The sequence below is a fragment of the Candidatus Moraniibacteriota bacterium genome (genome assembly GCA_016699385.1).
Classification (GTDB): Bacteria; Patescibacteriota; Minisyncoccia; order Moranbacterales; family UBA1568.
In genome coordinates this window covers 1-23,600 of sequence record CP064974.1, presented here as the reverse complement: position 1 = coordinate 23,600, position 23,600 = coordinate 1, and the positions used below count along the sequence as shown (strand labels likewise).

31 protein-coding genes and 2 pseudogenes are annotated in these 23,600 nt (G+C 51.9%); 6 read left to right on the top strand and 27 right to left on the bottom strand.

Features of this window, described 5'->3' with window-relative positions; genetic code table 11:
* Position 1: 1 nt before the first annotated feature.
* From atpF to IPJ67_00040, 26 genes and pseudogenes are all read right to left on the bottom strand, one after another.
* Positions 2–493: a F0F1 ATP synthase subunit B gene (gene atpF / locus IPJ67_00165; GenBank protein QQR77558.1), complete on the bottom strand. Its 492-nt coding sequence runs from the start codon at positions 491–493 to the stop codon at positions 2–4.
* Between the two features lie 42 nt (positions 494–535).
* Positions 536–799 (bottom strand): ATP synthase F0 subunit C, encoded by a 264-nt coding sequence (gene atpE / locus IPJ67_00160; GenBank protein ID QQR77557.1) that lies wholly within the window; start codon positions 797–799, stop codon positions 536–538.
* 101 nt (positions 800–900) lie between these two features.
* On the bottom strand, positions 901–1,647 hold the full coding sequence (gene atpB / locus IPJ67_00155; GenBank protein ID QQR77556.1) for a F0F1 ATP synthase subunit A: 747 nt from the start codon (positions 1,645–1,647) through the stop codon (positions 901–903).
* A gap of 428 nt (positions 1,648–2,075) precedes the next feature.
* Positions 2,076–2,705: a Fic family protein gene (locus IPJ67_00150; GenBank protein ID QQR77555.1), complete on the bottom strand. Its 630-nt coding sequence runs from the start codon at positions 2,703–2,705 to the stop codon at positions 2,076–2,078.
* 591 nt (positions 2,706–3,296) lie between these two features.
* Positions 3,297–6,305 carry a fibronectin type III domain-containing protein gene (locus IPJ67_00145; GenBank protein ID QQR77554.1) on the bottom strand — a complete coding sequence of 1,003 codons (3,009 nt, stop codon included), beginning with the start codon at positions 6,303–6,305 and terminating at the stop codon, positions 3,297–3,299.
* A gap of 87 nt (positions 6,306–6,392) precedes the next feature.
* On the bottom strand, positions 6,393–6,857 hold the full coding sequence (locus tag IPJ67_00140) for a LamG domain-containing protein (protein QQR77553.1): 465 nt from the start codon (positions 6,855–6,857) through the stop codon (positions 6,393–6,395).
* A 266-nt stretch (positions 6,858–7,123) separates the two neighbouring features.
* On the bottom strand, positions 7,124–7,657 hold the full coding sequence (locus IPJ67_00135) for a LamG domain-containing protein (GenBank protein ID QQR77552.1): 534 nt from the start codon (positions 7,655–7,657) through the stop codon (positions 7,124–7,126).
* Between the two features lie 186 nt (positions 7,658–7,843).
* Positions 7,844–8,536: a hypothetical protein gene (locus IPJ67_00130; protein QQR77551.1), complete on the bottom strand. Its 693-nt coding sequence runs from the start codon at positions 8,534–8,536 to the stop codon at positions 7,844–7,846.
* A gap of 87 nt (positions 8,537–8,623) precedes the next feature.
* The gene (locus IPJ67_00125; protein ID QQR77550.1) at positions 8,624–8,956 is read right to left on the bottom strand and encodes a hypothetical protein; all 333 of its coding nucleotides are present in this window, start codon (positions 8,954–8,956) and stop codon (positions 8,624–8,626) included.
* Positions 8,857–9,195, bottom strand: a pseudogene (locus tag IPJ67_00120) (hypothetical protein). Before IPJ67_00120 ends, IPJ67_00125 begins: the two are co-directional and overlap by 100 nt.
* Complete coding sequence (locus IPJ67_00115; GenBank protein ID QQR77549.1) at positions 9,153–10,286, bottom strand: fibronectin type III domain-containing protein; 1,134 nt, start codon at positions 10,284–10,286, stop codon at positions 9,153–9,155. The pseudogene IPJ67_00120 and the gene IPJ67_00115 overlap by 43 nt, the downstream one beginning before the upstream one ends.
* Positions 10,287–10,497: 211 nt before the next feature.
* The gene (locus IPJ67_00110) at positions 10,498–10,719 is read right to left on the bottom strand and encodes a hypothetical protein (protein ID QQR77548.1); all 222 of its coding nucleotides are present in this window, start codon (positions 10,717–10,719) and stop codon (positions 10,498–10,500) included.
* A gap of 129 nt (positions 10,720–10,848) precedes the next feature.
* A complete protein-coding gene (locus IPJ67_00105; GenBank protein QQR77547.1) occupies positions 10,849–11,373 on the bottom strand; it encodes a hypothetical protein in 525 nt (174 codons plus the stop codon).
* Between the two features lie 31 nt (positions 11,374–11,404).
* Positions 11,405–12,037, bottom strand: a complete 633-nt coding sequence (locus IPJ67_00100) for a hypothetical protein (GenBank protein ID QQR77546.1) — start codon at positions 12,035–12,037, stop codon at positions 11,405–11,407.
* A gap of 46 nt (positions 12,038–12,083) precedes the next feature.
* Entirely contained in the window at positions 12,084–12,839 is a 756-nt protein-coding gene (locus IPJ67_00095; protein QQR77545.1) for a hypothetical protein, read from the bottom strand.
* Positions 12,840–13,259: 420 nt separating this feature from the next.
* The gene (locus tag IPJ67_00090) at positions 13,260–13,610 is read right to left on the bottom strand and encodes a hypothetical protein (GenBank protein ID QQR77544.1); all 351 of its coding nucleotides are present in this window, start codon (positions 13,608–13,610) and stop codon (positions 13,260–13,262) included.
* 90 nt (positions 13,611–13,700) lie between these two features.
* The gene (locus IPJ67_00085) at positions 13,701–14,285 is read right to left on the bottom strand and encodes a LamG domain-containing protein (GenBank protein QQR78015.1); all 585 of its coding nucleotides are present in this window, start codon (positions 14,283–14,285) and stop codon (positions 13,701–13,703) included.
* A 460-nt stretch (positions 14,286–14,745) separates the two neighbouring features.
* Positions 14,746–15,240 (bottom strand): annotated as a pseudogene (locus IPJ67_00080) (HRDC domain-containing protein).
* Between the two features lie 15 nt (positions 15,241–15,255).
* A complete protein-coding gene (locus IPJ67_00075) occupies positions 15,256–15,573 on the bottom strand; it encodes a RecQ family zinc-binding domain-containing protein (protein ID QQR77543.1) in 318 nt (105 codons plus the stop codon).
* A 28-nt stretch (positions 15,574–15,601) separates the two neighbouring features.
* Positions 15,602–16,438 (bottom strand): RecQ family ATP-dependent DNA helicase, encoded by an 837-nt coding sequence (locus tag IPJ67_00070; GenBank protein ID QQR77542.1) that lies wholly within the window; start codon positions 16,436–16,438, stop codon positions 15,602–15,604.
* Positions 16,439–16,772: 334 nt separating this feature from the next.
* Positions 16,773–17,195, bottom strand: a complete 423-nt coding sequence (locus IPJ67_00065) for a hypothetical protein (GenBank protein ID QQR77541.1) — start codon at positions 17,193–17,195, stop codon at positions 16,773–16,775.
* A 53-nt stretch (positions 17,196–17,248) separates the two neighbouring features.
* Entirely contained in the window at positions 17,249–17,482 is a 234-nt protein-coding gene (locus tag IPJ67_00060) for a hypothetical protein (protein ID QQR77540.1), read from the bottom strand.
* Positions 17,439–17,585 carry a hypothetical protein gene (locus IPJ67_00055; protein QQR77539.1) on the bottom strand — a complete coding sequence of 49 codons (147 nt, stop codon included), beginning with the start codon at positions 17,583–17,585 and terminating at the stop codon, positions 17,439–17,441. Before IPJ67_00055 ends, IPJ67_00060 begins: the two co-directional genes overlap by 44 nt.
* Positions 17,569–17,958, bottom strand: a complete 390-nt coding sequence (locus tag IPJ67_00050) for a hypothetical protein (GenBank protein ID QQR77538.1) — start codon at positions 17,956–17,958, stop codon at positions 17,569–17,571. The genes IPJ67_00055 and IPJ67_00050 overlap by 17 nt, the downstream gene beginning before the upstream one ends.
* A 27-nt stretch (positions 17,959–17,985) precedes the next feature.
* Entirely contained in the window at positions 17,986–18,129 is a 144-nt protein-coding gene (locus IPJ67_00045; GenBank protein QQR77537.1) for a hypothetical protein, read from the bottom strand.
* Positions 18,110–18,298: a hypothetical protein gene (locus IPJ67_00040; GenBank protein QQR77536.1), complete on the bottom strand. Its 189-nt coding sequence runs from the start codon at positions 18,296–18,298 to the stop codon at positions 18,110–18,112. The genes IPJ67_00045 and IPJ67_00040 overlap by 20 nt, the downstream gene beginning before the upstream one ends.
* Before the next feature lie 205 nt (positions 18,299–18,503).
* On the opposite strand from IPJ67_00040, the gene IPJ67_00035 reads away from it, so the two are divergent.
* From IPJ67_00035 to IPJ67_00020, 4 genes are all read left to right on the top strand, one after another.
* Positions 18,504–18,689 (top strand): hypothetical protein, encoded by a 186-nt coding sequence (locus IPJ67_00035; GenBank protein QQR77535.1) that lies wholly within the window; start codon positions 18,504–18,506, stop codon positions 18,687–18,689.
* A 37-nt stretch (positions 18,690–18,726) separates the two neighbouring features.
* On the top strand, positions 18,727–19,179 hold the full coding sequence (locus IPJ67_00030) for a hypothetical protein (GenBank protein QQR77534.1): 453 nt from the start codon (positions 18,727–18,729) through the stop codon (positions 19,177–19,179).
* On the top strand, positions 19,082–19,618 hold the full coding sequence (locus IPJ67_00025; protein QQR77533.1) for a hypothetical protein: 537 nt from the start codon (positions 19,082–19,084) through the stop codon (positions 19,616–19,618). Before IPJ67_00030 ends, IPJ67_00025 begins: the two co-directional genes overlap by 98 nt.
* Positions 19,619–19,685: 67 nt before the next feature.
* A complete protein-coding gene (locus IPJ67_00020) occupies positions 19,686–20,417 on the top strand; it encodes a hypothetical protein (protein QQR77532.1) in 732 nt (243 codons plus the stop codon).
* A 1,555-nt stretch (positions 20,418–21,972) separates the two neighbouring features.
* Here IPJ67_00020 and IPJ67_00015 read toward each other — a convergent pair.
* Positions 21,973–22,149, bottom strand: coding sequence for a hypothetical protein (locus IPJ67_00015; protein QQR77531.1), 177 nt, complete (start codon positions 22,147–22,149; stop codon positions 21,973–21,975).
* Between the two features lie 308 nt (positions 22,150–22,457).
* On the opposite strand from IPJ67_00015, the gene IPJ67_00010 reads away from it, so the two are divergent.
* On the top strand, positions 22,458–23,030 hold the full coding sequence (locus IPJ67_00010; GenBank protein QQR77530.1) for a hypothetical protein: 573 nt from the start codon (positions 22,458–22,460) through the stop codon (positions 23,028–23,030).
* Entirely contained in the window at positions 23,021–23,488 is a 468-nt protein-coding gene (locus tag IPJ67_00005) for a hypothetical protein (GenBank protein ID QQR77529.1), read from the top strand. Before IPJ67_00010 ends, IPJ67_00005 begins: the two co-directional genes overlap by 10 nt.
* Positions 23,489–23,600: the final 112 nt, after the last annotated feature.

Sequence of the window (23,600 nt, the reverse complement as noted above, 5' to 3'; positions counted from 1 at the left end):
ATCAAAGTTTCTCCACGGCTTTGCGAACCAGCTCATCGTCACTCATGCCTTTGAGCTTTTCATCGAGCACTTTCTCGGTCGCGAGCATCACGAGCCCGGCAAGCTCGCGCTTCATATCCGTGCGCATACTCTCTTGCTCAGCTTCTATCTTTTTGCGCGTCTCAGCAAGAATGCGCTCTGATTCTTTGCGCGATTCAATCATGATTTTGTCAGCTGTTTTCTCTGCGGATTCCCGGGCGTGCGCGACAATCGCCATCGATTCTTTGCGCGCTTCATCGAGTACTTCGCGCTCTTTCGCTTCGATTTCAGAGAGCTTTTCTGCTGCACGTTTTGCATCTCGAAGCCCAGACTCTATTTTCTTCGTTCGCTTCTCGAGAAATTCGAGCATAGGACGATAAGCAAATCGCCGGAGCACCCACAAAAGAATGAGAAAATTTACCGCCTGCGCGATAAGCAATTTCCAGTCAACGCCAAGTTTTGCAAGCACACTCATAGATGCATCAAAAAATTCCACTGTTCCCCTGCTCTCAATTCCCTACTTAAAAAGAATGATGAGAGCAACCACAAGCGAATAAATCGCGATTGCTTCCGTGAAGGCAACGCCCAAAAACATTGGGATCTGCATCTTTGAACTCGCCTCCGGATTTCTTCCCAATGCTTCCATCACCTTGCTAAAGAAAAGCCCCATACCAAGCCCGGTGCCAAGCGCACCCAAACCAATCGCAAGCGCCGCGCCGATATATTTGAGACCATCCGAATTTCCTGCAAGCGTTTCCGCTACCACCTTTGCTTCTTCCATAACATTTATTGATTACCTATTTAAGACAATAAAAGAAAACCCCTGAAAAACTAAAATATTTGAACTGCTCCCATGACTATTCGAAATACAACTGGACAAACCTAATGCGCGTGCTCTGGCTCAAGTGTCGCCATCTTGAGAAATACGAGCGTCAGAATGGAGAACACCGCCGCCTGCACCACACCCACAAAGAGCTCCAGGAAAAGAAACGGAAGCGGCACAAAATACGGCACAAGATTGAGCACAACGATGAGAAGTACTTCCCCGGCAAAAATATTTCCAAAGAGACGAAATGAGAACGAAATAACACGCGTCGCCTCCCCCATCAATTCCAAAAGTCCCATGAAAGTCCCAACACCATAAGGCTTCTGAAAAGGACTCACGAGGAACTTGCTCGCATATTTTGCAACACCAATCGTCGCAATACCGATAAACTGCACCAAGAATACCACTACCAGAGAAAGAGCAAGTGTCATATTAAGATCCGCAGAAGCGCTTCGCAAAAACGGAATCGTCTCGTGTCCCGCGCGAAGTCCCACCGTGCCAAGTCCTGGTACCAACTCAATCCAATTTGAGAACAGCACAAAAAGGAAAATCGTCGCCACAATTGGAAAGAACTTCCGTGCCAAACGATCATTTCCGGCAACATCTACCACAAGACTCCAGAGCATCTCAAACACCGCCTCGACACCTGACTGCAATTTCCCCGGCACAAGCGTGAGTTTCTTAAAGAAAAGCACTGAGAAAATGATGAGCGCACCGCTGATAATGAGTGTCAGTACAATGGTATTGGTCACTGGAAACCCCCAAAGATGGAAGAGCGTTTCCGCTGCAATGGAGATATTCATAACACAAACAAAAACCCTCTGCCAAAAAGCAGATGAAATAAAAACCTTTCCCTTACTCACAGTATCTTCGAAAACAAGAAGAAAGTCAATGTGATATGTGATGTAAGTAATCCATCACCCCTCACTCTACAACCCCGCCCCCTGCACCTGCCAATAGAAGTTTGAACACGTTGTATCCCGACACCCACACTTCCATCCACCACCTTGGATACTGCAGGTCATCCCGACAAAGTAGGCAGGGTCTATGGCACTCGCAGTCGAGATATCGGTATCGGTAATGGAAGCAGTGATACTTCCTTGGCACCATTCTCCATTGAGGGCACCTGTACAGGTGCCGGTAAACTGATGCCAGTCAGCAATACCGGGATCATAGTAGTAGCCTTTGGTGTAGACGATTCGGGTGGTGTCGCCGATACTACTGATCGTTGCTATTCGGGCAACTCCTTCATTTTTTCCGCCGCTTCGGTAAAAGCAGCTTTTACCATTTCTTCCAGCGCGGAGAGGTTGCCGGAATCCGCCGCTTGAAGCGCCTCAACATATGCCTTTCTCCCTGATTTTGTCTCCACCTTAAGTTCGATTGGCGGAAAATCGAGCGAGAGGAGAATGATATTGTTAAGCAATCGACCGATGCGTCCGTTGTAATCCAAGAACGGATGGATCCAGAGAAATCGGTGATGCGCCCACGCGAGAAGGGTGACAAGCTCGTCTATAAAAGTATCGTTCTCAACTTTCAACAAACTCTCCATCCTCACGTGAACATCTTTCAGGAAATCATCCATGAGTCCGGGAACGAGGTAAAATTTCGGGGGCGTATGGTGAGAAACAGAGACATCGATTGTTCGAAATTTGCCACCCATGTCGGGGAATATCCATCCGAAACCTTCGCGGTGCGCTTCTTGTAAGAATTGAAGCGTGAGCATATCCGCTCCCTCCTCGCTTTTCTTCACAACAAAATCCCACGCCCGTTTGATTCCTTCCACTTCGAGGGGAATCAGTTTGGAACGCGGGAGAATGCCAAAGGCCGTTTGCTTGTAGCTGGTTTCACCGAGATGACGCATGCGTTTTGGTTCTCAATTTCCGGAAAACCGCATTGACCGTTTTCATTGAGAGTTCTGGGTTTTCACTCTTCGTAGTTCGATAGACCATTTTCTTTTCAAACGCGCCAAAATAGCTCCGACGGAGTGCACTCTTAGTCGGAGATTTTTGAAAAATCCTGAATGTGGCAAGTATGGATCGTGTGGTCATAAGCGAATCATAACAAAAAACGAGCAAACGGTCAATTTCTTTATTCCCATATTCGTATTGCGAAGAAGACGTGCTTCGTAACAGACAAAAACAAAAACATGGGGCGATTACCCGGAATCGCCCGTACGCAATCCTCTCCATCCTTTAATCAAGCAAATCATGATTCAAGGCCGGCACCCGAATGCAGGCTCGTTTCCGTTCCCGGATGCGTATCTGTTCCCGTTTGGTAGGGGCGATTCTTCGTAATCGCCCCGTACCCGTACCCGTATGCGGGAACGAAAAACGGGAATGGGCGCGGATACAAATGCGCAAATGGGAATACAATACGGGAACAGGGCGATTACCCGGAATCGCCCGTACGCAATTCCCTCAACTTTGAATTTTTCACTTTTAACTTTGAACTCTCACTGTCCCGCCCCTTGAATCTGCCACGAGAAATTCGTACAACTCGTGTCCCGACATCCGCATTTCCACCCACCTCCCTGCACACTGCAGGTCATCCCGACCAGGTAGGTGGGTGAGCCCGTCCCGGAAGTGGAGACATTGGCATCCGTGATCGTCGCGGAGACGGAGCCTTGGCACCACTCGCCATTGAGCGCTCCCGTGCAGGTGCCGGTGTATTGTCGCCAGGCGCTTCCTATTGCATCGTACCAGTAGCCTTTGGTGTAGACGATGCGGGTCGTGTCGCCGGTTATGCCGGTCGTGAGAGTGATCGTGTCGGTATCGGCGCTGTTACAGGTCACATTGACAAGCGGGGTGTTACTCGTGAAGGGATCGAAAGGCGCGCCGTAACTGTTGTAAGCGGCATCGGAAAAGTTCGCGGTCGTCACCGTGTTGCAGGCGACCGTACCGCCTCCTCCCGAAGTAAGCGCCGTATTCATATCGGTTTGGATTTCTGATTGCGTGAGCGCCTTGTTGTAGATGCGGACATCGTCTATCGTACCGTCAAAGGAGTTGGAGCCTTCGGGATTTGCTCCGATTGAAATGTTGGCGGTGTTTTGATCGATGGTGCCGGTTTTGGCTTGGCTTCCGACTTCGAGTCCGTCTTTGTAGAGTGTCATCGTGCTTCCGTCATAGACCGCGGCGACATGAGTCCAGACATTTGTTTGGAGAGTGCCGCTCGTTGCAACGAGGGTTGTGGTTGTGCCACCGGTTTTGAGGCGGAAGCGGAGGAGACTATTGGAATCGGAGAGCATCCAGGTATGACCCTGTTCGGTACTGTCGGTTGCTTTGGAGAGGATGCGGACATCGTCCGTCTTCCAGTCGTCCGCCCGTACCCAGGCGCTTAGGGTGATGGCGCTTCCGGGAATGTTCCAGTTTCCAATACCGACAGAGCTGCTCGTTCCGTTAAAGTCGAGAGCGTTTCCGTATTTGCCGCTCGTCGACCAAGTTGTATTGGAGAGAGTACCGGCGTGGTTGTGACCGGAGATGTCTTGGGTGGTGGTGCCGGTACCTTCGGCAAAGTTGTAGCCCGCCTGGAGATACTGGGAGACGGGAGGCGCAACGGGCGTGGTCGCGGAAGCAATATTCGAATAGGGGGAGAGGTTGTTGGCGGCGTCGGTTGCGAGGACTCGGTAACGGTAGGTCGTCGTTCCCGTAAGACCGGCGTCGGAGTAGGAGTTGGTCGTTGGAGTGGCGATTTGGGTGAAGGTGGTGCAGGAAGTTCCGGAGCAGCGTTCGACGGTGTAATTGGTGACGGCGACATTGTCTGTGCTTGCCGTCCAGGCGAGGTTGATGCTGGAGGATGAGACGACGGAGGTTTGGAGATTACTCGGAGCTGTGGGCGCTTGCGTATCAGGAGCTTGTGTGGTGGCGCCGACCACATTGGACCAGCCGGAGAGATTCCCGGCGGCATCGGTCGCGCGGACGTGATAGTTGTAAAAGGTGTTTGGCGTGAGGCCGGAGTCGACGAAGGGAGAGGTGGTCGGAGTGCCGACTTGGGTGAAGGTGGAACAGCCTGTTCCTTGGCAGCGTTCGACGACGTAATTGGAAATACCTGACGTGGTTTGTCCTGCGACTGTCGGATCGGTCGAGGCGGTCCAGGAGACGGTGATGCTCGATTGGCTCGTGGCGTTTGCGGCGAGGCCGGTGGGAGAAGTGGGAGACGTGGTGTCGGGGGTACTAGAGCCGGAGGTGTACTCGTAGGCGCCGATGTCCCAGGTGCCGTCGGCACCGCGGGTATTGCTCAATAAATCCGCGTTGTAGGGTGAACCCAGAGAATAACCCGCCGCCGTAGCTCCAGACAGGCGGAAATCTCCTCCTGAGTAGTTGACGAACGGAGAAATATTACTGTGAATGTTATTTGACGATGACGAGCAACTATAGGCAACCGATCTGGCAGTATCGTATGACAGATTGTTTCGGCATACGCTACCCGAACCTCGGACCAAGACAGCGAGATTCCCTTCCTTAAAACCCGCCAGGGTATTATTGTAGATTTCCACTCCCGGAACATTGTCGTTTGATCCACCGATAACAATGATAGCATCTTGCATAGATGCACTATTGGTTACCCATAAAACATTTCCGTAGATTTTCGAATTAGCCCAGCATGCCGAGTTTTCGTAACCATCAAAAAGGGCAATTGTCCCAGTACAAGCACCAGCTGTGGGATCAGCAGGATTCCCCTGACAGGAATCCTTGAAGATATTATGCCGAATGGAAAAATTGCTCATACAAATTTGACCGCGGATCGCTTCCTTTGACCATCCATTTACGATATAGCTGTACTCGATCAACCCGCCCCGTACTCCATTCATATGATAGGTTGTGATTGTGTCGTGCACATAGTTGTGAGACATCGTCCAATTCTGACAATATTCATCAAAACCGCCTATATAAAATGCTGCGTCCACGCCGCCTGTCGGCGGGTTTCCCGTGGGCGTGCCCCCTGCGTTCACATACTGCATTGTCAGATTAGATGCGCACACTCCCGGCGAGAATGACGTGTTCGCCGAGAACGTTGATACGCGGAAACCGTACGCACCACCATCAGCCCAATTACTTTCATTCCGCGTTGCACCATCAATAATCCAGTAGTCACTCGCAAAAATAAATGACCCAAATACCGCCTGCCCGTCGCAATAAGCCGAACTGTACCCAGTCTCCGTCCCATGATCGCTCGCAGTGCATTTCTTAATCGTGATCGGCGTTGTGCCGCTGGCGTTGTCGTCGAAGGTGTAGCTGCCGTAACTCCCATCCGCGATATAGTAGGTATCGCCGCGGGTCAGATCGCTCGGCAATGTCGCATACGCGTTCGTCCAATCGCTCCCGTTCCCAGAAGCACCCTGGCGCACATATTTGTTTGCCGCTTCGGCGCTTGAAGAAATACCGATGAACAAAAAAAGGGCAGTGACCGAAAAGAAGACTGATCGGAGCATTCTCTTCTTGACCGATATTTTGAGGGGTAGCATAGGATGACGGCTAGAAAATTATTTTTTACAAATGAACGCTTGAATGGATTGAATGAGGTATCTATGCTTCTCGTTCCATCTATCGCCCTACCGCCCGAGAGTATAGAGATTCATTACTTCCGTTGCCGAGAGGACACGATTGTAGAGGCGGACATCGTCGAGTTTCCCATCAAAAGCACGCGCAATGGGCCATCCTGCATCAACTCCAATATGGAAACCCGATCCGGAATCGTCTCTCCGACTTCCGATGCCATTGTCGCCGGATGACTGAGTGACATTTTGTCCGTTCTTGTATATGACGACGCTCGTCGCTGCGGATGATCCGGTCCATGTCACCGCGATATGATTCCAGATACCGAAATCTGAACTCGTCAGAGAATTATCAAGGGACTGCATTGCAAGATCTGTCGCTCCATCATAATCAACACCAAATACGACAAAATTATATATTCCGTCCACTCTCACGAGAAATCCTTCCAAAGGCGTGCAACAATCGGAACCTTTGTTGATAACATTTCCCTGGCTATTCTGGCCAAACGAATCCAAATTCATCCAAATGAAATCGTGAGAGCGCTCAAATTGGCAAGCGACGACCCCGACCCGGCATACACATAATCCCCATCCCCATCAAAACTCATCCCCTGGCCCAATTTCCCCTTCACCGGTACCGCTCCCGTTATCGTCCCATTGTTCCCGAAGCTACTCCTGTCTATTGCGGTACTCCCTGAATATCCGGACCATCAAACGTCCAGTGCCCAACCAAGGAGGTGTCGACGGGTTGGGCGGGGCTCGTGGTATTGTAGAGCTTCTTTACTTCGTCAGCAGAGAGCGTAGCCATAGACGCGGATATCATCGAGCTTGCCATCAAAAGGAACTCCGGCGTCGGATTCGGCTCCGATACGGAAGGCATTGGCGTTCGAGAGGTCTCCTATACTACTGGTAGAGGTTTCTGTGCTTCCATTGAGTCCTCCGTCGATATAGACAGAGGCACCACGACTATCATCCCAGACGGCAGTGAAGTGATGCCAACCGGTTGATGTGAATGTTGTGGTAGAGTCTGCTTCGTAGGTATAGGTACCATCAGAAATTTCGAAGTTGACCGTATCGGTAGAGGCATCTATCCAGACGACATAGCCGGCATTGGTAGCTTGGTCGGTTTTCTTGGCGACGATGGTGTGGTCGGCGGTGAAAGTGTCTCGATTGAACCAGCCTGTGAGGGAGAAGTCGGCTCCATTGGCAAAGTCGAGGACACCGCTTGCGGGATCGGCGACGGAGAGGTATTGTCCGCTTCCGGAGAAGTCGAGGGCAGAGGGACCGATGTTTCCGGTCACCCAACCGGGAGAGCCAGTCATGGCGAGGGTGTTTGCATTTCCACTACTGTCGGTCGCATTGGTGCCGGAGCCGTCATCGAGTTTCCAGTAGCCGCGGAGGGATTGGGAGAGGGGTCTTCGACAGGAGCGTTCACCGTCGCCACGCCGGCAGTGGAGAGCTGGTAGACTTCCGCTTGGGTGAGCGCGCGGGAGTAGATGCGAACATCGTCAGATCACCCCCTTAACATCAAAGATGGGCGAAGGGGTGCAGTTTCGTGTGCCCATCGAAAAATCCGCACTCGAGACAATGGTAGCGGAAAGCGTATCCATGTCAGTCGTGCCCGTATCATCCGCGCCATCGACGTACAGAGTGACCCCCGAAGCGCTCGAGGAACCGTCATACGTCACAGCGATATGGTGCCATGTTTCATCGGCGATATCGGAAAGTCCATTCACGGTGATGCCATTGGAACCGGAATCGCTGTTTCGAATATTCGCTTTCCATGAAGCGGTCGAAGCATAGATGTCGTATCCTCGCTGATCAGGGGTAGGACCCATCTTTCCGATTATTGAACCGTCTACATCCGAGTCTGTCGCGAGATGAACCCATGCCGAAAGCGAAAATGGGTCGGTACGTTCGAATGCAAGGACATCGCCCATGCAAACATAATCCCCACCCCCATCAAACCCCATCCCCTGACCCAGTTTCCCCAAGGCTGGCACTGCTCCCGTGATCGTCCCGTCATTTCCTCCGGTTCCCCGATCCGTTACCGTCGTCCCGGAGATATCGAGGGCATCAAATGTCCAATGCCCGACGAGTCCGGTCGTGAGCGTATTGATTGTTGTTTCGGGCGCATTCACCGTCGTCCCGGCTTTTGATTCATTCTGCCCTTGGTGTTTCCAGTAGAACCCCGCCCCCACAGCAAGAAAAAGCGCAATGATTGTCCAAGAAAGAGTCGGATAGAAAACATAGGTTGGAAAGATAATTGGGACGCAAAATCTTCGTTTCTACATCCCCGCTCCCTGTATCTGCCACGAAAAATTCGCGCACGTCGTATCTCTACACCCACACTTCCACCCACCTCCCTGCACACTGCAGGTCATCCCGACCAGGTAGGTGGGTGAGCCCGTCCCGGAAGTGGAGACATTGGCATCCGTGATCGTCGCGGAGACGGAGCCTTGGCACCACTCGCCATTGAGCGCTCCCGTGCAGGTGCCGGTGTATTGTCGCCAGGCGCTTCCTATTGCATCGTACCAGTAGCCTTTGGTGTAGACGATTCTCGCGGTGTCTCCGTTACTCCGGTCGTGAACGTGATGGTATGCGTGTCGGCGCTGGTGCACAGTGCATTCATCAGATTCGTACTCGTTTGAAACGCATCGAAAGGCGCGCCGTAACTGTTGTAAGCGGCATCGGAGAAGTTCGCGGTCGTCACGGTGTTGCAAACTTGGGTTCCGCTTCCTCCTTGGGTGAGCGGGGTATTCATATCGGTTTGGATTTCTTGTTGCGTGAGCGCCTTGTTGTAGATGCGGACATCGTCTATCGTACCGTCAAAGGAGTTGGAGCCTTCGGGTTTGCTCCGATTGAAATGTTGGCGGTGTTTTGATCGATGGTGCCGGTTTTGGCTTGGCTTCCGACTTCGAGTCCGTCTTTGTAGAGTGTCATCGTGCTTCCGTCATAGACCGCGGCGACATGAGTCCAGACATTTGTTTGGAGAGTGCCGCTCGTTGCAACGAGGGTTGTGGTTGTGCCACCGGTTTTGAGGCGGAAGCGGAGGAGACTATTGGAATCGGAGAGCATCCAGGTATGTCCCTGTTCGGTACTGTCGGTTGCTTTGGAGAGGATGCGGACATCGTCCGTCTTCCAGTCGTCCGCCCGTACCCAGGCGCTTAGGGTGATGGCGCTTCCGGGAATGTTCCAGTTTCCAATACCGACAGAGCTGCTCGTTCCGTTAAAGTCGAGAGCGTTTCCGTATTTGCCGCTCGTCGACCAGGTGGTATTGGAGAGAGTACCGGTGTGATTGTGACCGGAGATGTCTTGGGTCGTGGTGCCGGTGCCTTCGGCAAAGTTGTAGCCCGCCTGGAGATACTGGGAGACGGGAGGTGTCTCGGGGGTCGTGGCGGAAGCAATATTTGAGTAGGGGGAAGTGTTGTTGGCGGCATCGGTTGCGAGGACTCGGTAGCGGTAGGTCGTCGTTCCCGTAAGACCGGCGTCGGAGTAGGAGTTGGTCGTTGGAGTGGCGATTTGGGTGAAGGTGGTGCAGGAAGTTCCGGAGCAGCGTTCGACGGTGTAATTGGTGACGGCGACATTGTCTGTGCTTGCCGTCCAGGCGAGGTTGATGCTGGAGGATGAGACGACGGAGGTTTGGAGATTACTCGGAGCTGTGGGCGCTTGCGTATCAGGAGCTTGTGTGGTGGCGCCGACCACATTGCTCCAGCCGGAGAGATTCCCGGCGGCATCGGTTGCGCGGACATGATAGTTGTAAAATGGGAGACGTGGGAGAAGTGGTGTCAGGGGTACTAGAGCCGGAGGTGTACTCGTAGGCGCCGATGTCCCAGGTGCCGTCGGCACCGCGGGTGCTGCCCAATAAATCCGCGTTGTAGGGTGAACCCAGAGAATAACCCGCCGCCGTGGTACCGGACAATCGCAAATCGCCGCCCGGATAATTAACAAACGGATTGCTAGTAGCTAGGATATTATTGCTAGAAGTATTCGCGGAACAACCACTGGTCTTGGTATCATACCAGAGATTATTGCGACAGACATTGCCTGTGCCACCGTTTAGTGGATGCTCGAATTATAACCAACCTTAATTCCTGCAATAGTATTGTCGTATGCAACGGAATTATTAATGTCGGCCCAGGACCAACCGTATCTCCAATCATCACAACAGCGTCTGTATTGAGATAAGTGTCTTGCCCTGTCTTGTAGAAGACATTACCATAGATTGCCACGCATCCATTGAGTTGGCATTTCCATCCCAAGCAGCAATTTCACCAGTACAAGCATAGCCCTCTTGCGGATTGTGACATGAATCCTCAAAAATATTCCATCGAACAATCGCATCCTTGCAATGCACTTGCCCCCTATTGCTTCCTTGGACCAACCTTTGTAAAACAGCTTTTCTCAACAAGAAGCCCTTCGCCGCCAGCGCACTGCAACTCCAGCGTGTTCTGAATAAGTACCCGAGAGATCGACCAATTTTTGGCAGGCTAGCGCACCGCCCCAAACCCGCCTAGATAAAAAGATCTCGACCCGGTGTATGTGGCATAAGTAGTCCCGTATTGCCGACGTGCAAATAGCTGAACGACAGATTATCCGCCGAGCATTCACCTGATGGGAAATGTCCTCCATCGAGCCGAGACGCCCGAACTTCAGTCGCTCTAATGCCATAAGCCCCGGCGTCCTTCCAGTTACTTTCATTTTCGCGTGGCGCCGTCGATGACATAGTAAGGGCGAGAGCAAATACAGACCGCCAAATACCGCCTGCCCGTCGCAATAGTCCGCACTGTATCCCGTCCCCGTCCCGTGATCGCTCGCAATGCATTTCTTGATTGTAATCGGTGTCGTACCGCTCGCGTCGTCGTCGAAGGTGTAGCTGCCGTAACTCCCATCCGCGATATAGTAGGTTGCCCCGCGCACCAGAGTCGACGGGAAGCGAATCCACAGGCATTCGTCCAGTCGGTACAGGTTGAGGATGTGCCTCCGTCACGGATGTAATAATTGACTCCGCCCGACTGCGTGGTGGCACCGACCACATTGGACCAGCCGGAGAGATTCCCGGGCATCGGTCAGCGCGGACGTGAGTAGTTGTAAAAGGTGTTTGGCGTGAGGCCGGAGTCGACGAAGGGAGAGGTGGTCGGAGTGCCGACTTGGGTGAAGGTGGAACAACCGGAGCCTTGGCAGCGCTCGACGATGTAATTGGAAATACCTGAGGTGGTCTGTCCCGCGACTATCGGATCGGTCGAGGCGGTCAGGAGACGGTGATGCTCGATTGGCTCGTGGCGTTTGCGGCGAGGCCGGTGGGAGAAGTGGGAGAAGTGGTGTCGGGGTACTAGAGCCGGAGGTGTACTCGTAGGCGCCGATGTCCCAGGTGCCCGTCGGCCCCGCGGGTATTGCTCAATAAATCCGCGTTGTAGGAACCCAGAATAACCCGCCGCCGTAGCTCCAGACAGGCGGAAATCTCCTCCTGAGTAGTTGACGAACGGGGAAATATTACTGTGAATGTTATTTGACGATGACGAGCAACTATAGGCAACCGATGCGGCAGTATCGTATGACAGATTGTTTCGGCATACGCTACCCGAACCTCGGACCAAGCCAGCGAGATTCCCTTCCTTAAAACCCGCCAGGGTATTATTGTAGATTTCCACTCCCGGAACATTGTCGTTTGATCCACCGATAACAATGATAGCATCTTGCATAGATGCACTATTGATTACCCATAAAACATTTCCGTAGATTTTCGAATTAGCCCGTATGCCGAGTTTTCGTAAAACCATCAAAAAGGGCAATTGTCCCAGTACAAGCACCAGCTGTGGGATCGGCAGGATTCCCCTGACAGGAATCCTTGAAGATATTATGCCGAATGGAAAATTGCTCATACAAATTTGACCGCGGATCGCTTCCTTTTGACCATCCATTTACGATATAGCTGTACTCGATCAACCCGCCCCGTACTCCATTCATATGATAGGTTGTGATTGTGTCGTGCACATAGTTGTGAGACATCGTCCAATTCTGACAATATTCATCAAAACCGCCTATATAAAAATGCTGCGTCCACGCCGCCTGTCGGCGGGTTTCCGTGGGCGTGCCCCCTGCGTTCACATACTGCATTGTCAGATTAGATGCGCACACTCCCGGCGAGAATGACGTGTTCGCCGAGAACGTTGATACGCGGAAACCGTACGCACCACCATCAGCCCAATTACTTTCATTCCGCGTTGCACCATCAATAATCCAGTAGTCACTCGCAAAAATAAATGACCCAAATACCGCCTGCCCGTCGCAATAAGCCGAACTGTACCCCGTCTCCGTCCTTGATCGCTCGCAGTGCATTTCTTGATAGTGATCGGCGTTGTACCGCTGGCGTTGTCGTCGAAGGTGTAGCTGCCGTAACTCCCATCCGCGATGTAGTAGGTATCGCCGCGGGTCAGATCGCTCGGCAATGTCGCATACGCGTTCGCCCAATCGCTCCCACTCCCAGAAGCACCTGGCGCACATATTTGTTTGGTTGCTTCGGCGCTTGAAGAAATACCGACGAACAGAAAAAGGGCAGTGACCGAAAAGAAAACTGATGGAAACATTCTCTTCTTGACCGATATTTTGAGGGGCAGTATGGATGACGGCTAGAAAATTATTTTTTACAAATGAACACGCTTGAATGGATTGAATGAGGTATCTAAGCTTCTCGTTCCATCTATCACCCTACCGCCTGGAGAGTATAGAGGTTCACTACTTCCGTCGCCGAGAGGACGCGGGTATAGAGGCGTATATCGTCGAGGGAGCCGTCAATTCCATTTCCCCTTCGTAGTTTGGGGCGGCGCCAATTTGTAACCGGATAGCCGCTATCATCAGCACGGCTCCCCTATTCCGTCATCCCAATTGCTTGTTGTCAAAGCTGACTCCGTTTTTTGTAGAAGGTCATACCCGATGTTGACTGGCTCCTGTCCAAGTGACTGCCACATGCGTCCATACTCCGAAGTCACTGCTAGTGAAACTATTGTCCGGTGTACTCGCGTTCAAATTCGTTCCGCCATCGTATTGTACTTCGAGGGCAAACATTTTGTAGTACGAATGGAATGATGTTATCCATCCGACCGACGCGCCGCAACAATTCAAATCTTTCGAGAGGACATAGTTCTTTAAGGTCGGGAAGGATTCAATGCGCACCCAGAAAGCTATGGTCATGGCAGGCAGATTATCGAGAGAACTCCCCGACCCGGCATCGATTGAGGTAGACGCCGTCCCATCAAACCCCATCCCCTGGCCCAATTTCCCGATCGTCGGTACCGCTCCCGTTATCGTTCCATTATTCCCAAACTTGACCGATCGATCGCGGTCGTCCCCGCAATATCCGGTCCGTCAAAGGTCCAGTGCCCGACGAGCCCTGTGTCGACCGGCTGTGCCGGCGCGGTCGTTTGGTAGAGCTTCAAGACATCGCTTGCGCTCAGGGCGGAGCCATAGACGCGAATATCGTCGGAGCTTCCCGTCAAAGGGAACGCCCGCATCTGATTCCGCGCCGATACGGAAGGCATTGGTATTGGCGAGACTGCCGATACTTGCGGTTGATGTGGTCGTGCTACTGTTGAGACCGCCATCTATATAGAGATACATGCCGTTCGAGTCATCCCAGACGGCGGCAAAGTTGTGCCAACCGGTCGCGCTGAAGTCGGTAGAGGAAGCGACGCTGTAGGTATCGGTTCCATCGGCGATCTCGAAGTTGAGGTAATCGGTTCCTCCATTGTTATCTATCCATAGCACATAGCCGGCATTGGTCGTTAGATCTGTTTTCTTGGCGACGATCGTGATCGGCGGTGAAAAGTCTCGGTTGAACCAGCCGGTGATGGAGAAGTCGGCGCCATCGGCAAAGTCGAGGACACCGCTTGCGGGATCGGCGACGGAGAGGTATTGTCCGGAGCCGGAGAAGTCGAGAGCGTATGGACCGATATTCCCCGTCGTCCAACTCGGGGGAGCCGGTCATGGCGAGGGTGTTCGTGTTTCCGCTACTGTCGGTCGCGTTGGTGCCGGAGCCGTCATCGAGTTTCCAGTAGCCGCGGAGGGATTGGGAGAGCGAGCTCTCGACAGAACCATTGAGCTGCATGCTGGCTTTGGATTCGAAATCGTAGTTTGAGTCCGACGACAACAAGCAGCACGGCGGCGATGCCGCCCCACTGGAGGAAATGTGAGGGAGAGTTTCATAGAGGGGGTTTTGATATCACCATTGTATCATCACACGCGCATCTTCTGAAACAACTCGCCCTCCGCAGAATACGAGAGAAAATACTTTGCTTGAAACGATAGAGCGGAAGCCATAGCCATTTCCGAGCGAAGTTGAGAAATCTCAACTTTCCAAAAGTGCGTCTCTATCGCGCTGAGACCCCTGTCTCTCGGCAAACAGACTTCTGCGTCACCTTATCTTTCGCGAGAACCGAACCGAAATTTTCTCCGACATTTTGATGACAGTCCGTGTTCTCGACAATAGGTAGCGACAACACTGAGGAAGGCTTTGCCATATCGCCGCGTCTTCACTTCTCCGAAGCCAGAGATTCGCAAGCTCGGATATGTCCGATGGAAGAAATGTGGCAAGCTCGAGAAGTGTCGCATCGGAGAAGATAATGTAGGGCGGCACGTTTTCTTTCTGCGCATAGTCCGTACGAAGCGCTTTGAGTTGATCGAGAAGTGTCGCTTCGTGAGCAGGAATGACTACCTCTACTTCCTTTTTGACTTCCACTGAAGCGGTCAGCATTACCCGTGTCTCACCACGAAGTACAGCAGCGCTCTTCTCTGTCAGTGAAAGTGTCGGGTATGGTTCGCCCACTTGCTTCAGGAATCCCAATGCGATGAGATCCTTGGCATAGCGAAACCACGCTTCCCGAGAAGTGTCTGTGCCCGCGCCAAAGTTTTTATGGCACGATGCTCAGGGCAGATCTTCTCGGATTTCGATCCGCGAAGCACGTCCTATAGTATAGCCAAGACCAACTCGCTCATGGAGACGAAAGACTGCCGAAAGCAATTTCTGCGCAATAAGCGTGCCATCAAATGTCGTCCGTTCGGAGAGACACACATCACAGGCATCGCATGATTCTGGAAAAACTTCACCGAAATAGCGCAAGATGAGATGTCGTCGGCACACATTTGCCTCGCAGAGGTCTGCCAGCTGTTTGAGCTTGCGGAGCATAACGACCGATTGCTCTTCATTCCCATCAACGAGTGCAAACCGTGCGAGCTTCTGCACATCTGCCGGCGAATAGAAGAGGAGCGCTTCACTCTGAAGACCATCCCGGCCAGCACGCCCCGTCTCCTGATAGTAGCTCGATATTCTTGGGGAGATCCATATGGACAACAAATCGCACATTGGACTTGTTGATTCCCATACCAAAAGCAATCGTCGCAACAATAATCTTGGTCTCATCGCGGAGAAATCGACCCTGATGTTTGTCTCGTACACTCGCATCGAGCCCTGCATGATAGGATAGCGCCGAGAATCCTGCTTCAGTAAGTCGCCTTGCCACACTGTCAGCAGATTTCCGTGACAGCGTATAGACAATACCGGAATCATTGCGGCGCGTTGCAAGATAGCGAATCAATCGCTCAAAATCTTTGCTTTCGGTTGATAGTATAGTGGATATTTGACGGTCAAAGCTCGATTTGAAAAAGAGCGGTGAGTGGAGCGCGAGTCGTTCGACAATATCCTGACTCGTCAAATCGTCCGCCGTTGCCGTGAGCGCGACCGTCGGCGTCGCAGAGAAGAATTTCTTGAGGTCGGAAAGGAAGCGATACTCCGGACGAAAATCATGTCCCCATGCCGAGATACAGTGCGCCTCATCAACCGCAAAAAGTGACACGCCCACTTCTTGCAAGAACGGAACAAGGGATGACGCGCCAAAAGTCGCTCGGGCGCAATATGCAAGAGCTTCGTCTTCCTGCGCACAAGAGAGGCGAGCACCCGATCCTGCTCTTCGGGCGAGAGCGACGAATTGAGATATTCCGCCGCAACACCAGCCACCCGGAAGTGCATCCACTGATCCTTCATCAGCGCGATGAGTGGCGAAATAACCACAGTGACATTTGGCAAAAGGAGCGCTGGAATCTGATAGCAAAGCGACTTCCCACCGCCCGTCGGCATGAGCACAAAGGCATCTCTCCCAGCGAGCACTGCTTCGATAATCGCCTCCTGATGAGAGCGAAACGGATCAAACCTAAACCTGCGTTTTCAAAATATGAAGCGGGGTGGACATAGAAAGAAAAGAAAAACTGACACTTTGGTCAGCATAACAAAGCGCCAAGCACTGTCAAAGAACGCGCCACAAGAAAATTGCCTCACATCCTCTCTGGCACAGAGACACCAATCAATCGAAGCGTCTCCGCGAGTACACATTCTTGGTCGCACCGACAAGCGCGAGACGTGATCGTGTCACGGGCATATTCCCGGAATCAAGAACCGTACATTCGTTGTAAAACGAGTGGAAAAGATCGGCGAGACGAATCGCATACTGAGGAAGCTGGTGCACAGTAGACGTTTCCAACGGCAGAGCAAAGCACTTCTGAAAATCTCGCCAAGTGTCGCACCAAAAGAATCTCTTTCGAATTCTGAAGGTGTATTTCTTCTTGATTGACAGAGAATTCTTGCATATTCATACCAAGTTCTTCTTCGGCTTTCCGGAAAATACTCGCCATACGCGCATGAGCATACTGTACATAGAAGACCGGGTTCTTCTGACTTCGCTCTTCGGCAAGTCCCATATCGAAATTCATGTGTATCAGGGAATACATGAGAAAGAAGAATCGCACCACATCAACATCAATCCGATTGAGCAATTCATCTACCGTCACGATATTCCCAGCGCGCTTGGACATGCGGACTTCTGACCATTCTTTACCAAGCGGTACCAATTGAACCAGTGTAAACGTCACTCGATCCCGGCAAAGCCAAGTGCCTCCGCCGCCGCGTGAAACCTCGCCACATACCCATGGTGATCAGCACCCCAGACCTCGCTGATTCGGTCAAAGCCACGTTCCTTTTTGTGGAGAAGATACCCACAGTCCGACGCAAAATAGGTCCTTTCTCCATTTGCTTTTATGAGTACTCGGTCTTTATCATCACCATACCGTCGTCCGAAGCCAAAGAGCGCCTTGCTCTTCATGGGTCAGTCCCTCCTCTTTGAGAAACGAGATTGCCCGATCGACATATCCTGCCTCGACGATATCGTTTTTTTCAGAGATAAAATCGTCAAACGATATTCCCATTCGCTCCGAAACGGTTTTCTGAATGTATTCTTCCAGAACAATCCGCCCTGCCCACGCTCCAACAACTCGCGGATCGGTCTACTCGAAGTTCCGACTGTCGCGCCCATCTCTTCCCAAGATCATCGATATACTCACCACCATATACCGCTTCAGTATCTTTAAGGACACTATGCCCAAGCTTCGCAACCTGCTCCCCGGCATCATTCACATAATATTCAGTTGAAACGTCATAGCCGCACTTCTTCAGAATTCGCGAGAGCGTATCACCAAAAGAATCCTCCGCGAGCATTCCCCATATGGAGCGGTCCGGTCGGGTTGGCAGAGATGAATTCCAGAAGAATCTTGCCATGATCATTGAGCTCTTGTGCGCCATATTCATTCTTCTTGGCGCATATTTCCGCTACAATTCCGCAAGCATCTCCGGAGTGGCCGAAAAATTGATATACCCCGAGCAAATAACTTCAATAGTAAATTGTCTCAAGCGATTATCCTTGGACAACTGCTCTTCAAGACGGTGAGCTATATCAAGTGGCGATTGCTTCAAATGCCTCGCAAGCGAAAAGAGCAATGTTCGATGTATAGTCTCCATGCGAGTCATCTTTTGGGAATGTCACATCGAAAGAAGGTTCCCCTTCACACGAAAGAGTCTTCCCTCCTTCATCGAAAAGTGATTGGAATGCGTCTTTGAGTGCTGATTGCAAGAGTTCTTTCATATTTCCATCCTAGCGGAGAGCATGAGAAAAGTGAAGAGCTCTAAGTATTTGACATTAATTCTCTCGACTCCTTCGTAAAAAACAAAAATACTTTAACTATTTCCCATAGAAGGGATTCTGAGATAGAGAATTCAAAAAAAGAGTCTCACTGGAAAACAAAATTATGCCTTCCAAAAGACGCAGGCGAAAACCCGTTTGGGCGCAAATGAAAAATGCTCTAGGCGGAGCGTTCTCAGTCGTCCTTGTTTTTGTTATCTCTCTTGGCGTATTCGTAAATCAAGCCAAGGCCGCCTCTCTTACCGCGCTCTCCGACACTCAGAGTCGCGTCAAAAAGACGAGTTTTCCAATCACCGATCCGGATTCACATCGCCGACCGGCGCCGCGGAAGTGACGGGATACTATTATTGTCACCTTCCCGTCGGATTTTGATGCAACCGGTCTTGATTTTGGCGATGTCGATTCTCTCCTACGGCGCCTCGACCGGCTATGAAAACGAAGCAACACTCGCCGGATCGGCCGGTGCCGCAACCTGGGGCGCCGCCTTTTCTGGCACCGAGAATCGCGTCCTCACCCTCACCTATCCGAGTAGCGGTGGCACCGCGATCACCGCCGGATGGAAAGTTGTCGTCGAAATCGGCACCAACGCCTCCGGGCGGCGATCTCAAATCGACAATCCGACAACCGCCGCAAACTATGTCATTGCCATTACCGGTACTTTCGGCGACACGGGACAAATCGCAACTGCAATCGTCGATGACGATCAGGTGGTGGTTTCAACCACCATTGATCCCTATCTCACCTTCACGCTCTCGCAAAATACCGTCTCTCACCTGTTCCGGTGGTGTCTTGAATCCCGATTCTTCCAACACCGGTTTCAATAACGGCACCGCCAATACCCTTGCCGCCGCCACCAATGCAACAAGCGGCTACACCATCACCTACTACGGCGCCACCTTGACGAGCGGCGCAAATACGATTGACGCCATGGGAACCAAGACCACTTCCTCGACCGGCACCGAGCAGTTCGGGTATCAACCTCAAAGACAACGCAACCCCAATACCGGCGCCGAGCCCTCTGGCGGCACAGGCGCCCCCGCTTCCGATTACAACACTGCCGACGAGTATCGTTTCATCGCTGATACCACCACCAACCTGGCGACAGCAAACGCCGCCACCGCCTCCACCACCTTCACCGTGTCCTATATCGTAAACGTCGCCGCCACCACCCAAGCCGGCGCCTACTCAACCACGATCACGTATATTTGCACGGGAACTTTTAGCCGAATATATTCTCCGCTACTTTCAAAAAGAGGGGCGTAAGCCTTTTTTTAGTATTTGCTCTAAAATAATTTCAAATGAAAAAATCTAAATTACAAAATATGTTTTAATGACAAATTTTGAAATTCAATCATTCAAATTTCTTTTGAAATTTGAAATTTATCATTTAAAAATTCGCCATCATCATATTTTTTGGCAAGCATTTTACTTTTTCGCCAAAATATCACTGGCTCAAACGACTCCGTTTGAGGTGGCGGCTGAAGGACTCACGCTTTCGCCGCCATCATTTGAAATGACATTGAAGCCTGGCGAAGAAACGGCGCATACCATCCAGATTACCAATCCCACCAAGAACCCTGATCGAGCTCTATCCTCCGCGGGAAACTTCACACCTTCTTCCGGTGATGGTGGCGAACCCAAGTATGAAATCGGGACGACGGCGCCGAGAGCAGCTCGCGCTTCTCGATCGCCAACTGGGTCTCCCTTCCTATACCCCAAAGTCGCACTCCCCGAACAGGTCGTCGAATTCCGCTTCCGCATCAAGGTGCCGGACGACGCCGAGCCGGGCGGTCACTACGGCGTCGCTTCCTCGGCACCAAACCTCCCGAAGACAAAGACCAAGAGGCGCAGGTCGCCCTCTCCACCATGGTCAGGGAGCCTCCTCCTTGTGCGCATCCCGGGCGACATTCGCGAGGAAATGCGCGTCGAAGAATTCTCGGCGCCCTGGTTCTTCTGGACGCCGCCCGTCGCCTTCACCCTCTTCCTCCGAAATACCGGCACGGTCCACACTGCGCCCTTCGGGCGATATCGCCATCGCCGATTGGCGCGGACACACCGTTGAACGTCTCGACATAAATCCTAAAAGGAAAGCGTCCTCCCGAGAGCCGGCGGAAATTCGACACAATGGGAAACCCGATATCGCGCTTCTGGAATATCCTAATCGGCAAATTCCACGACCTTCAAAGCAACCTACGGACAGAAGAGCCAAGTAGTCTGCCAACACATCGCCAGCTTCTGGATCAAATCCCCAAATGTCGTCATCACCGTCGGCACCTTCCTCGGTCTTCTATCTCATAATCTCCTTCCTCATTATTCGAAGAAAACGAAAAAGAAACAATCTACTCCTCCCGTTCTCCCCGCTTCAACCCTCGTCCTCTTCCACCTCTTCAGCCAGCAAACACCATTCCCCTATCGACAAACCCCTTTACCCTTCCACTCCCATTTCCCCCATTCCACCCAGTATTCCCCTTCGTCCCCTTCACCCTTCGTCCCATGTCTCCTGTCCATCCGACCCTTCCGTTCCCCCCTTTCGACTCCTTCCACCCCTCCTTCTCATCCAACCTTCAGCAACCCAACTGGATGAATCTAACTCCGAAAGAATGATCATCCAAAACCGCAAAACAAGAATATGCGGTTTTGAGAATTCCAAGCTCAATCAGAAAGCCAGCTCGATGCTATAATCAGTGAAGAGAAGTCTTCCTGATTTTGTTACAGCGAGCAAAACAACTATTCAAACACGCGTTTCACTAGCAAAAAAAATTCATCCTACCCCAAGAAAACTAAAAACGAGACAGAATGTTTGTGTGTGGTTTTTTGTTTTCTTTTTATCATTTCTTCAAGCTCAAAACAGAAACCGCCATCGCCGCCTTCGGAGACATCGTCCAAAACAAACAAAACGGAGCAAACTAGCGTTTCCGTCCACAATCAGTAATGCTTGGAGTTCGGCCGCCACCGCCGGCAATCTCCTTTGTGCACTCTCATTTTACGGGCGACGGAAACTCCACCGCACCATCGGGGCTTCTCGGAAGCAGTAGCGGTAACTCGACGCGACAAACGTCGACCAGGGCGCTATCTACTGCAAAATCGCCACAGGCGGGCAAAAGTATCACTCCCGGATCCGGGACATCCGATGAAAACGCAGCAGTTTGTTATAGAAATTGAAAGGGCCATTTGACGCATCTCCACTTGGTCAACCTCAACTCAAGCGGCGGCGAGTGGTACATCCGCACCGAGCGGAACCACGGGAACCACCAGTCAGGCAGGTGAAGTAGCCGTAGCCGGCATCACATATCGATGAATGGTCCCAATGTATCCGCGTGGTCGAATTGGTATTTACCGAGCAGGAGTGATGTTTGGATCACGTAGCCACCTTAAGGGTGTCGCCATGACAGCAAAACACTCACTTCAACGGGAACACAGTCTACTACCGCAGCTTCAATGACCCAGGAGCGCTACCTATGGGTATGATAAGCTACTTTCAAAGCGGGAAGTTCATCCATCGAACAAGAGCCGGTGGCGCGCGGACGACGGGAGCGAAGCGCCGCTTCTCGTGGCTTCAGCTTCAGGATGTGGGCTGTCCGCTCGACCAGGACCAACACGAGGCTCCCGGACGCTCCTCAATCACGACCACGGCGATCCGTAACCGCCAGTACCAACTCGAATACAAAAATCGACCGACGGTACCTATCCTCAAAGTTCTCACGGCAAATGCCTTTCCAACGGTCGCTTCGAGCAACACCTGGCTGGCACCACGCTTTCTGGAGGCGTCGCGCTCCATCCATGCCTTCCGGCATCACCGCAGGCGGATCTCCTTGTCGCATTTTACTCAAACGACAATACCGGCGGTACCAATATGGGTATAGCGGGTGGACACAACTTTCAGTCAGCAGTATACCGGGAATCTCCTCCCCACGCTGCCTGGGCAAAAATCGCCTTCCACGCGCCAGAAGGCGTGTGTGGAAGCCTCATGTGCACTCCCAGACAGCGAGGCAGTAGTGCGTTTGCAGGGTTTTTGGCGTTGATATTAAGCCAAGTCTATAAGTCATTTTTATACTCCAAAGCACAAGGATGATCTCTGAACCTCAGTGTAGGTTGATAAGAAATGAAGCTCAAACTCAAGGTGCTACCGTGCAGAGAAGTTGAGCATTTCATTACCACTGAAATCATTGATTACGCCAACTATACCGATGTAGCTGGGATGGAATCGGCACGGTCAACTTCTTCCACGATGTGTTCTCTCGCCTATCGTCAAAGCCAGAGACTGAAGCGAAAACCAGGGAACCATGGCAATGGCCGCGTCGGAAGAAGCAGTGGCGCAGACATGATTACCATCCCGCCCTATGACGAAAATTCTTCTTTCTCTTTCTTCCAGCAAAATATCACCACTAGTAGCGAAAATACCACCTCCCAGCTCACAGCTCCGTCCGGAAAATCAACGAGCGATTTCGATTACCCGGCCGCATCCAAAACTGACGAAAACCCTGCAGACGCCGTCGATATTTTTACCGAAACGATTATACCGAAATGGAATGGAGCCTTACCGCGACATCCTCCGCCTCGGCGAAGTGATATCTATCAATTCGCGTCGCCAAATGGGACAGCGCACCCAACGTATTGTTCGGTCACGCCACAGTGGACCATCGGCACGCCCATCACGATTTCCGGATGGAAGTGAATATCGGCGACGGTACGCTCGTCCGTGTTGCCTACGACGGCACGCTCCAGGATCGAATGGCGAGCGTCGCAAGAGTAGCGCCTGGAGCATGGATCGTCCGCTACTCTCCCGGAACCGAACAGCTGGCCCATCCACTATCTTTTTCCACACCGATTCGGACGGCGATATCGCGGACAGCTCAGAATCGACCGGAGTGTCACCAAATATTCCAACTCCAGCAACATCGCCAGCATGGTTTTGAATACCAACTACGCTCTCGATGGCTCAATCAAATCTCCAGGATCGCCGTCGCCAATCTCGGTCGGTGTAATTGCACAAGACACGAGGTACGATGCGCAAGCGCACAAGTTCAACGCTCACTGACCCAAGGCTCGGTTGCGCTGGATCGTCAACCAATTCCTATTCCGGAGGAAACCGTAGGCATTCTGGGGAAGCAATACTCTCACCATCGGCGCTGAGACACTTTTGACCGAAAACCTCTCCATCGAAAGCTCTGAGCGCACTCACCTCGGGTGGCGCGAGTACCTACACTATTTTTCGGCAACTGGGCGAATAGCAGCACTTTCACCT

Excerpts from the sequence above, each read along its gene's own strand:
- atpF (QQR77558.1), bottom strand. The coding sequence starts at position 493 with ATGAGTGTGCTTGCAAAACTTGGCGTTGACTGGAAATTGCTTATCGCG.
- atpE (QQR77557.1), bottom strand. The coding sequence starts at position 799 with ATGGAAGAAGCAAAGGTGGTAGCGGAAACGCTTGCAGGAAATTCGGAT.
- atpB (QQR77556.1), bottom strand. The coding sequence starts at position 1,647 with ATGAATATCTCCATTGCAGCGGAAACGCTCTTCCATCTTTGGGGGTTT.
- IPJ67_00150 (QQR77555.1), bottom strand. The coding sequence starts at position 2,705 with ATGCGTCATCTCGGTGAAACCAGCTACAAGCAAACGGCCTTTGGCATT.
- IPJ67_00145 (QQR77554.1), bottom strand. The coding sequence starts at position 6,305 with ATGCTACCCCTCAAAATATCGGTCAAGAAGAGAATGCTCCGATCAGTC.
- IPJ67_00140 (QQR77553.1), bottom strand. The coding sequence starts at position 6,857 with ATGAATTTGGATTCGTTTGGCCAGAATAGCCAGGGAAATGTTATCAAC.
- IPJ67_00135 (QQR77552.1), bottom strand. The coding sequence starts at position 7,657 with ATGACTGGCTCTCCCGGTTGGGTGACCGGAAACATCGGTCCCTCTGCC.
- IPJ67_00105 (QQR77547.1), bottom strand. The coding sequence starts at position 11,373 with ATGTGGTCGGTGCCACCACGCAGTCGGGCGGAGTCAATTATTACATCC.
- IPJ67_00100 (QQR77546.1), bottom strand. The coding sequence starts at position 12,037 with ATGCAAGATGCTATCATTGTTATCGGTGGATCAAACGACAATGTTCCG.
- IPJ67_00095 (QQR77545.1), bottom strand. The coding sequence starts at position 12,839 with ATGTGCGCCAGGTGCTTCTGGGAGTGGGAGCGATTGGGCGAACGCGTA.
- IPJ67_00065 (QQR77541.1), bottom strand. The coding sequence starts at position 17,195 with ATGTCCAAGCGCGCTGGGAATATCGTGACGGTAGATGAATTGCTCAAT.
- IPJ67_00060 (QQR77540.1), bottom strand. The coding sequence starts at position 17,482 with ATGAAGAGCAAGGCGCTCTTTGGCTTCGGACGACGGTATGGTGATGAT.
- IPJ67_00055 (QQR77539.1), bottom strand. The coding sequence starts at position 17,585 with ATGGGAATATCGTTTGACGATTTTATCTCTGAAAAAAACGATATCGTC.
- IPJ67_00050 (QQR77538.1), bottom strand. The coding sequence starts at position 17,958 with ATGGCGCACAAGAGCTCAATGATCATGGCAAGATTCTTCTGGAATTCA.
- IPJ67_00040 (QQR77536.1), bottom strand. The coding sequence starts at position 18,298 with ATGAAAGAACTCTTGCAATCAGCACTCAAAGACGCATTCCAATCACTT.
- IPJ67_00035 (QQR77535.1), top strand. The coding sequence starts at position 18,504 with ATGAAAAATGCTCTAGGCGGAGCGTTCTCAGTCGTCCTTGTTTTTGTT.
- IPJ67_00030 (QQR77534.1), top strand. The coding sequence starts at position 18,727 with ATGCAACCGGTCTTGATTTTGGCGATGTCGATTCTCTCCTACGGCGCC.
- IPJ67_00020 (QQR77532.1), top strand. The coding sequence starts at position 19,686 with ATGACAAATTTTGAAATTCAATCATTCAAATTTCTTTTGAAATTTGAA.
- IPJ67_00015 (QQR77531.1), bottom strand. The coding sequence starts at position 22,149 with ATGCCGGAAGGCATGGATGGAGCGCGACGCCTCCAGAAAGCGTGGTGC.
- IPJ67_00010 (QQR77530.1), top strand. The coding sequence starts at position 22,458 with ATGAAGCTCAAACTCAAGGTGCTACCGTGCAGAGAAGTTGAGCATTTC.
- IPJ67_00005 (QQR77529.1), top strand. The coding sequence starts at position 23,021 with ATGGAAGTGAATATCGGCGACGGTACGCTCGTCCGTGTTGCCTACGAC.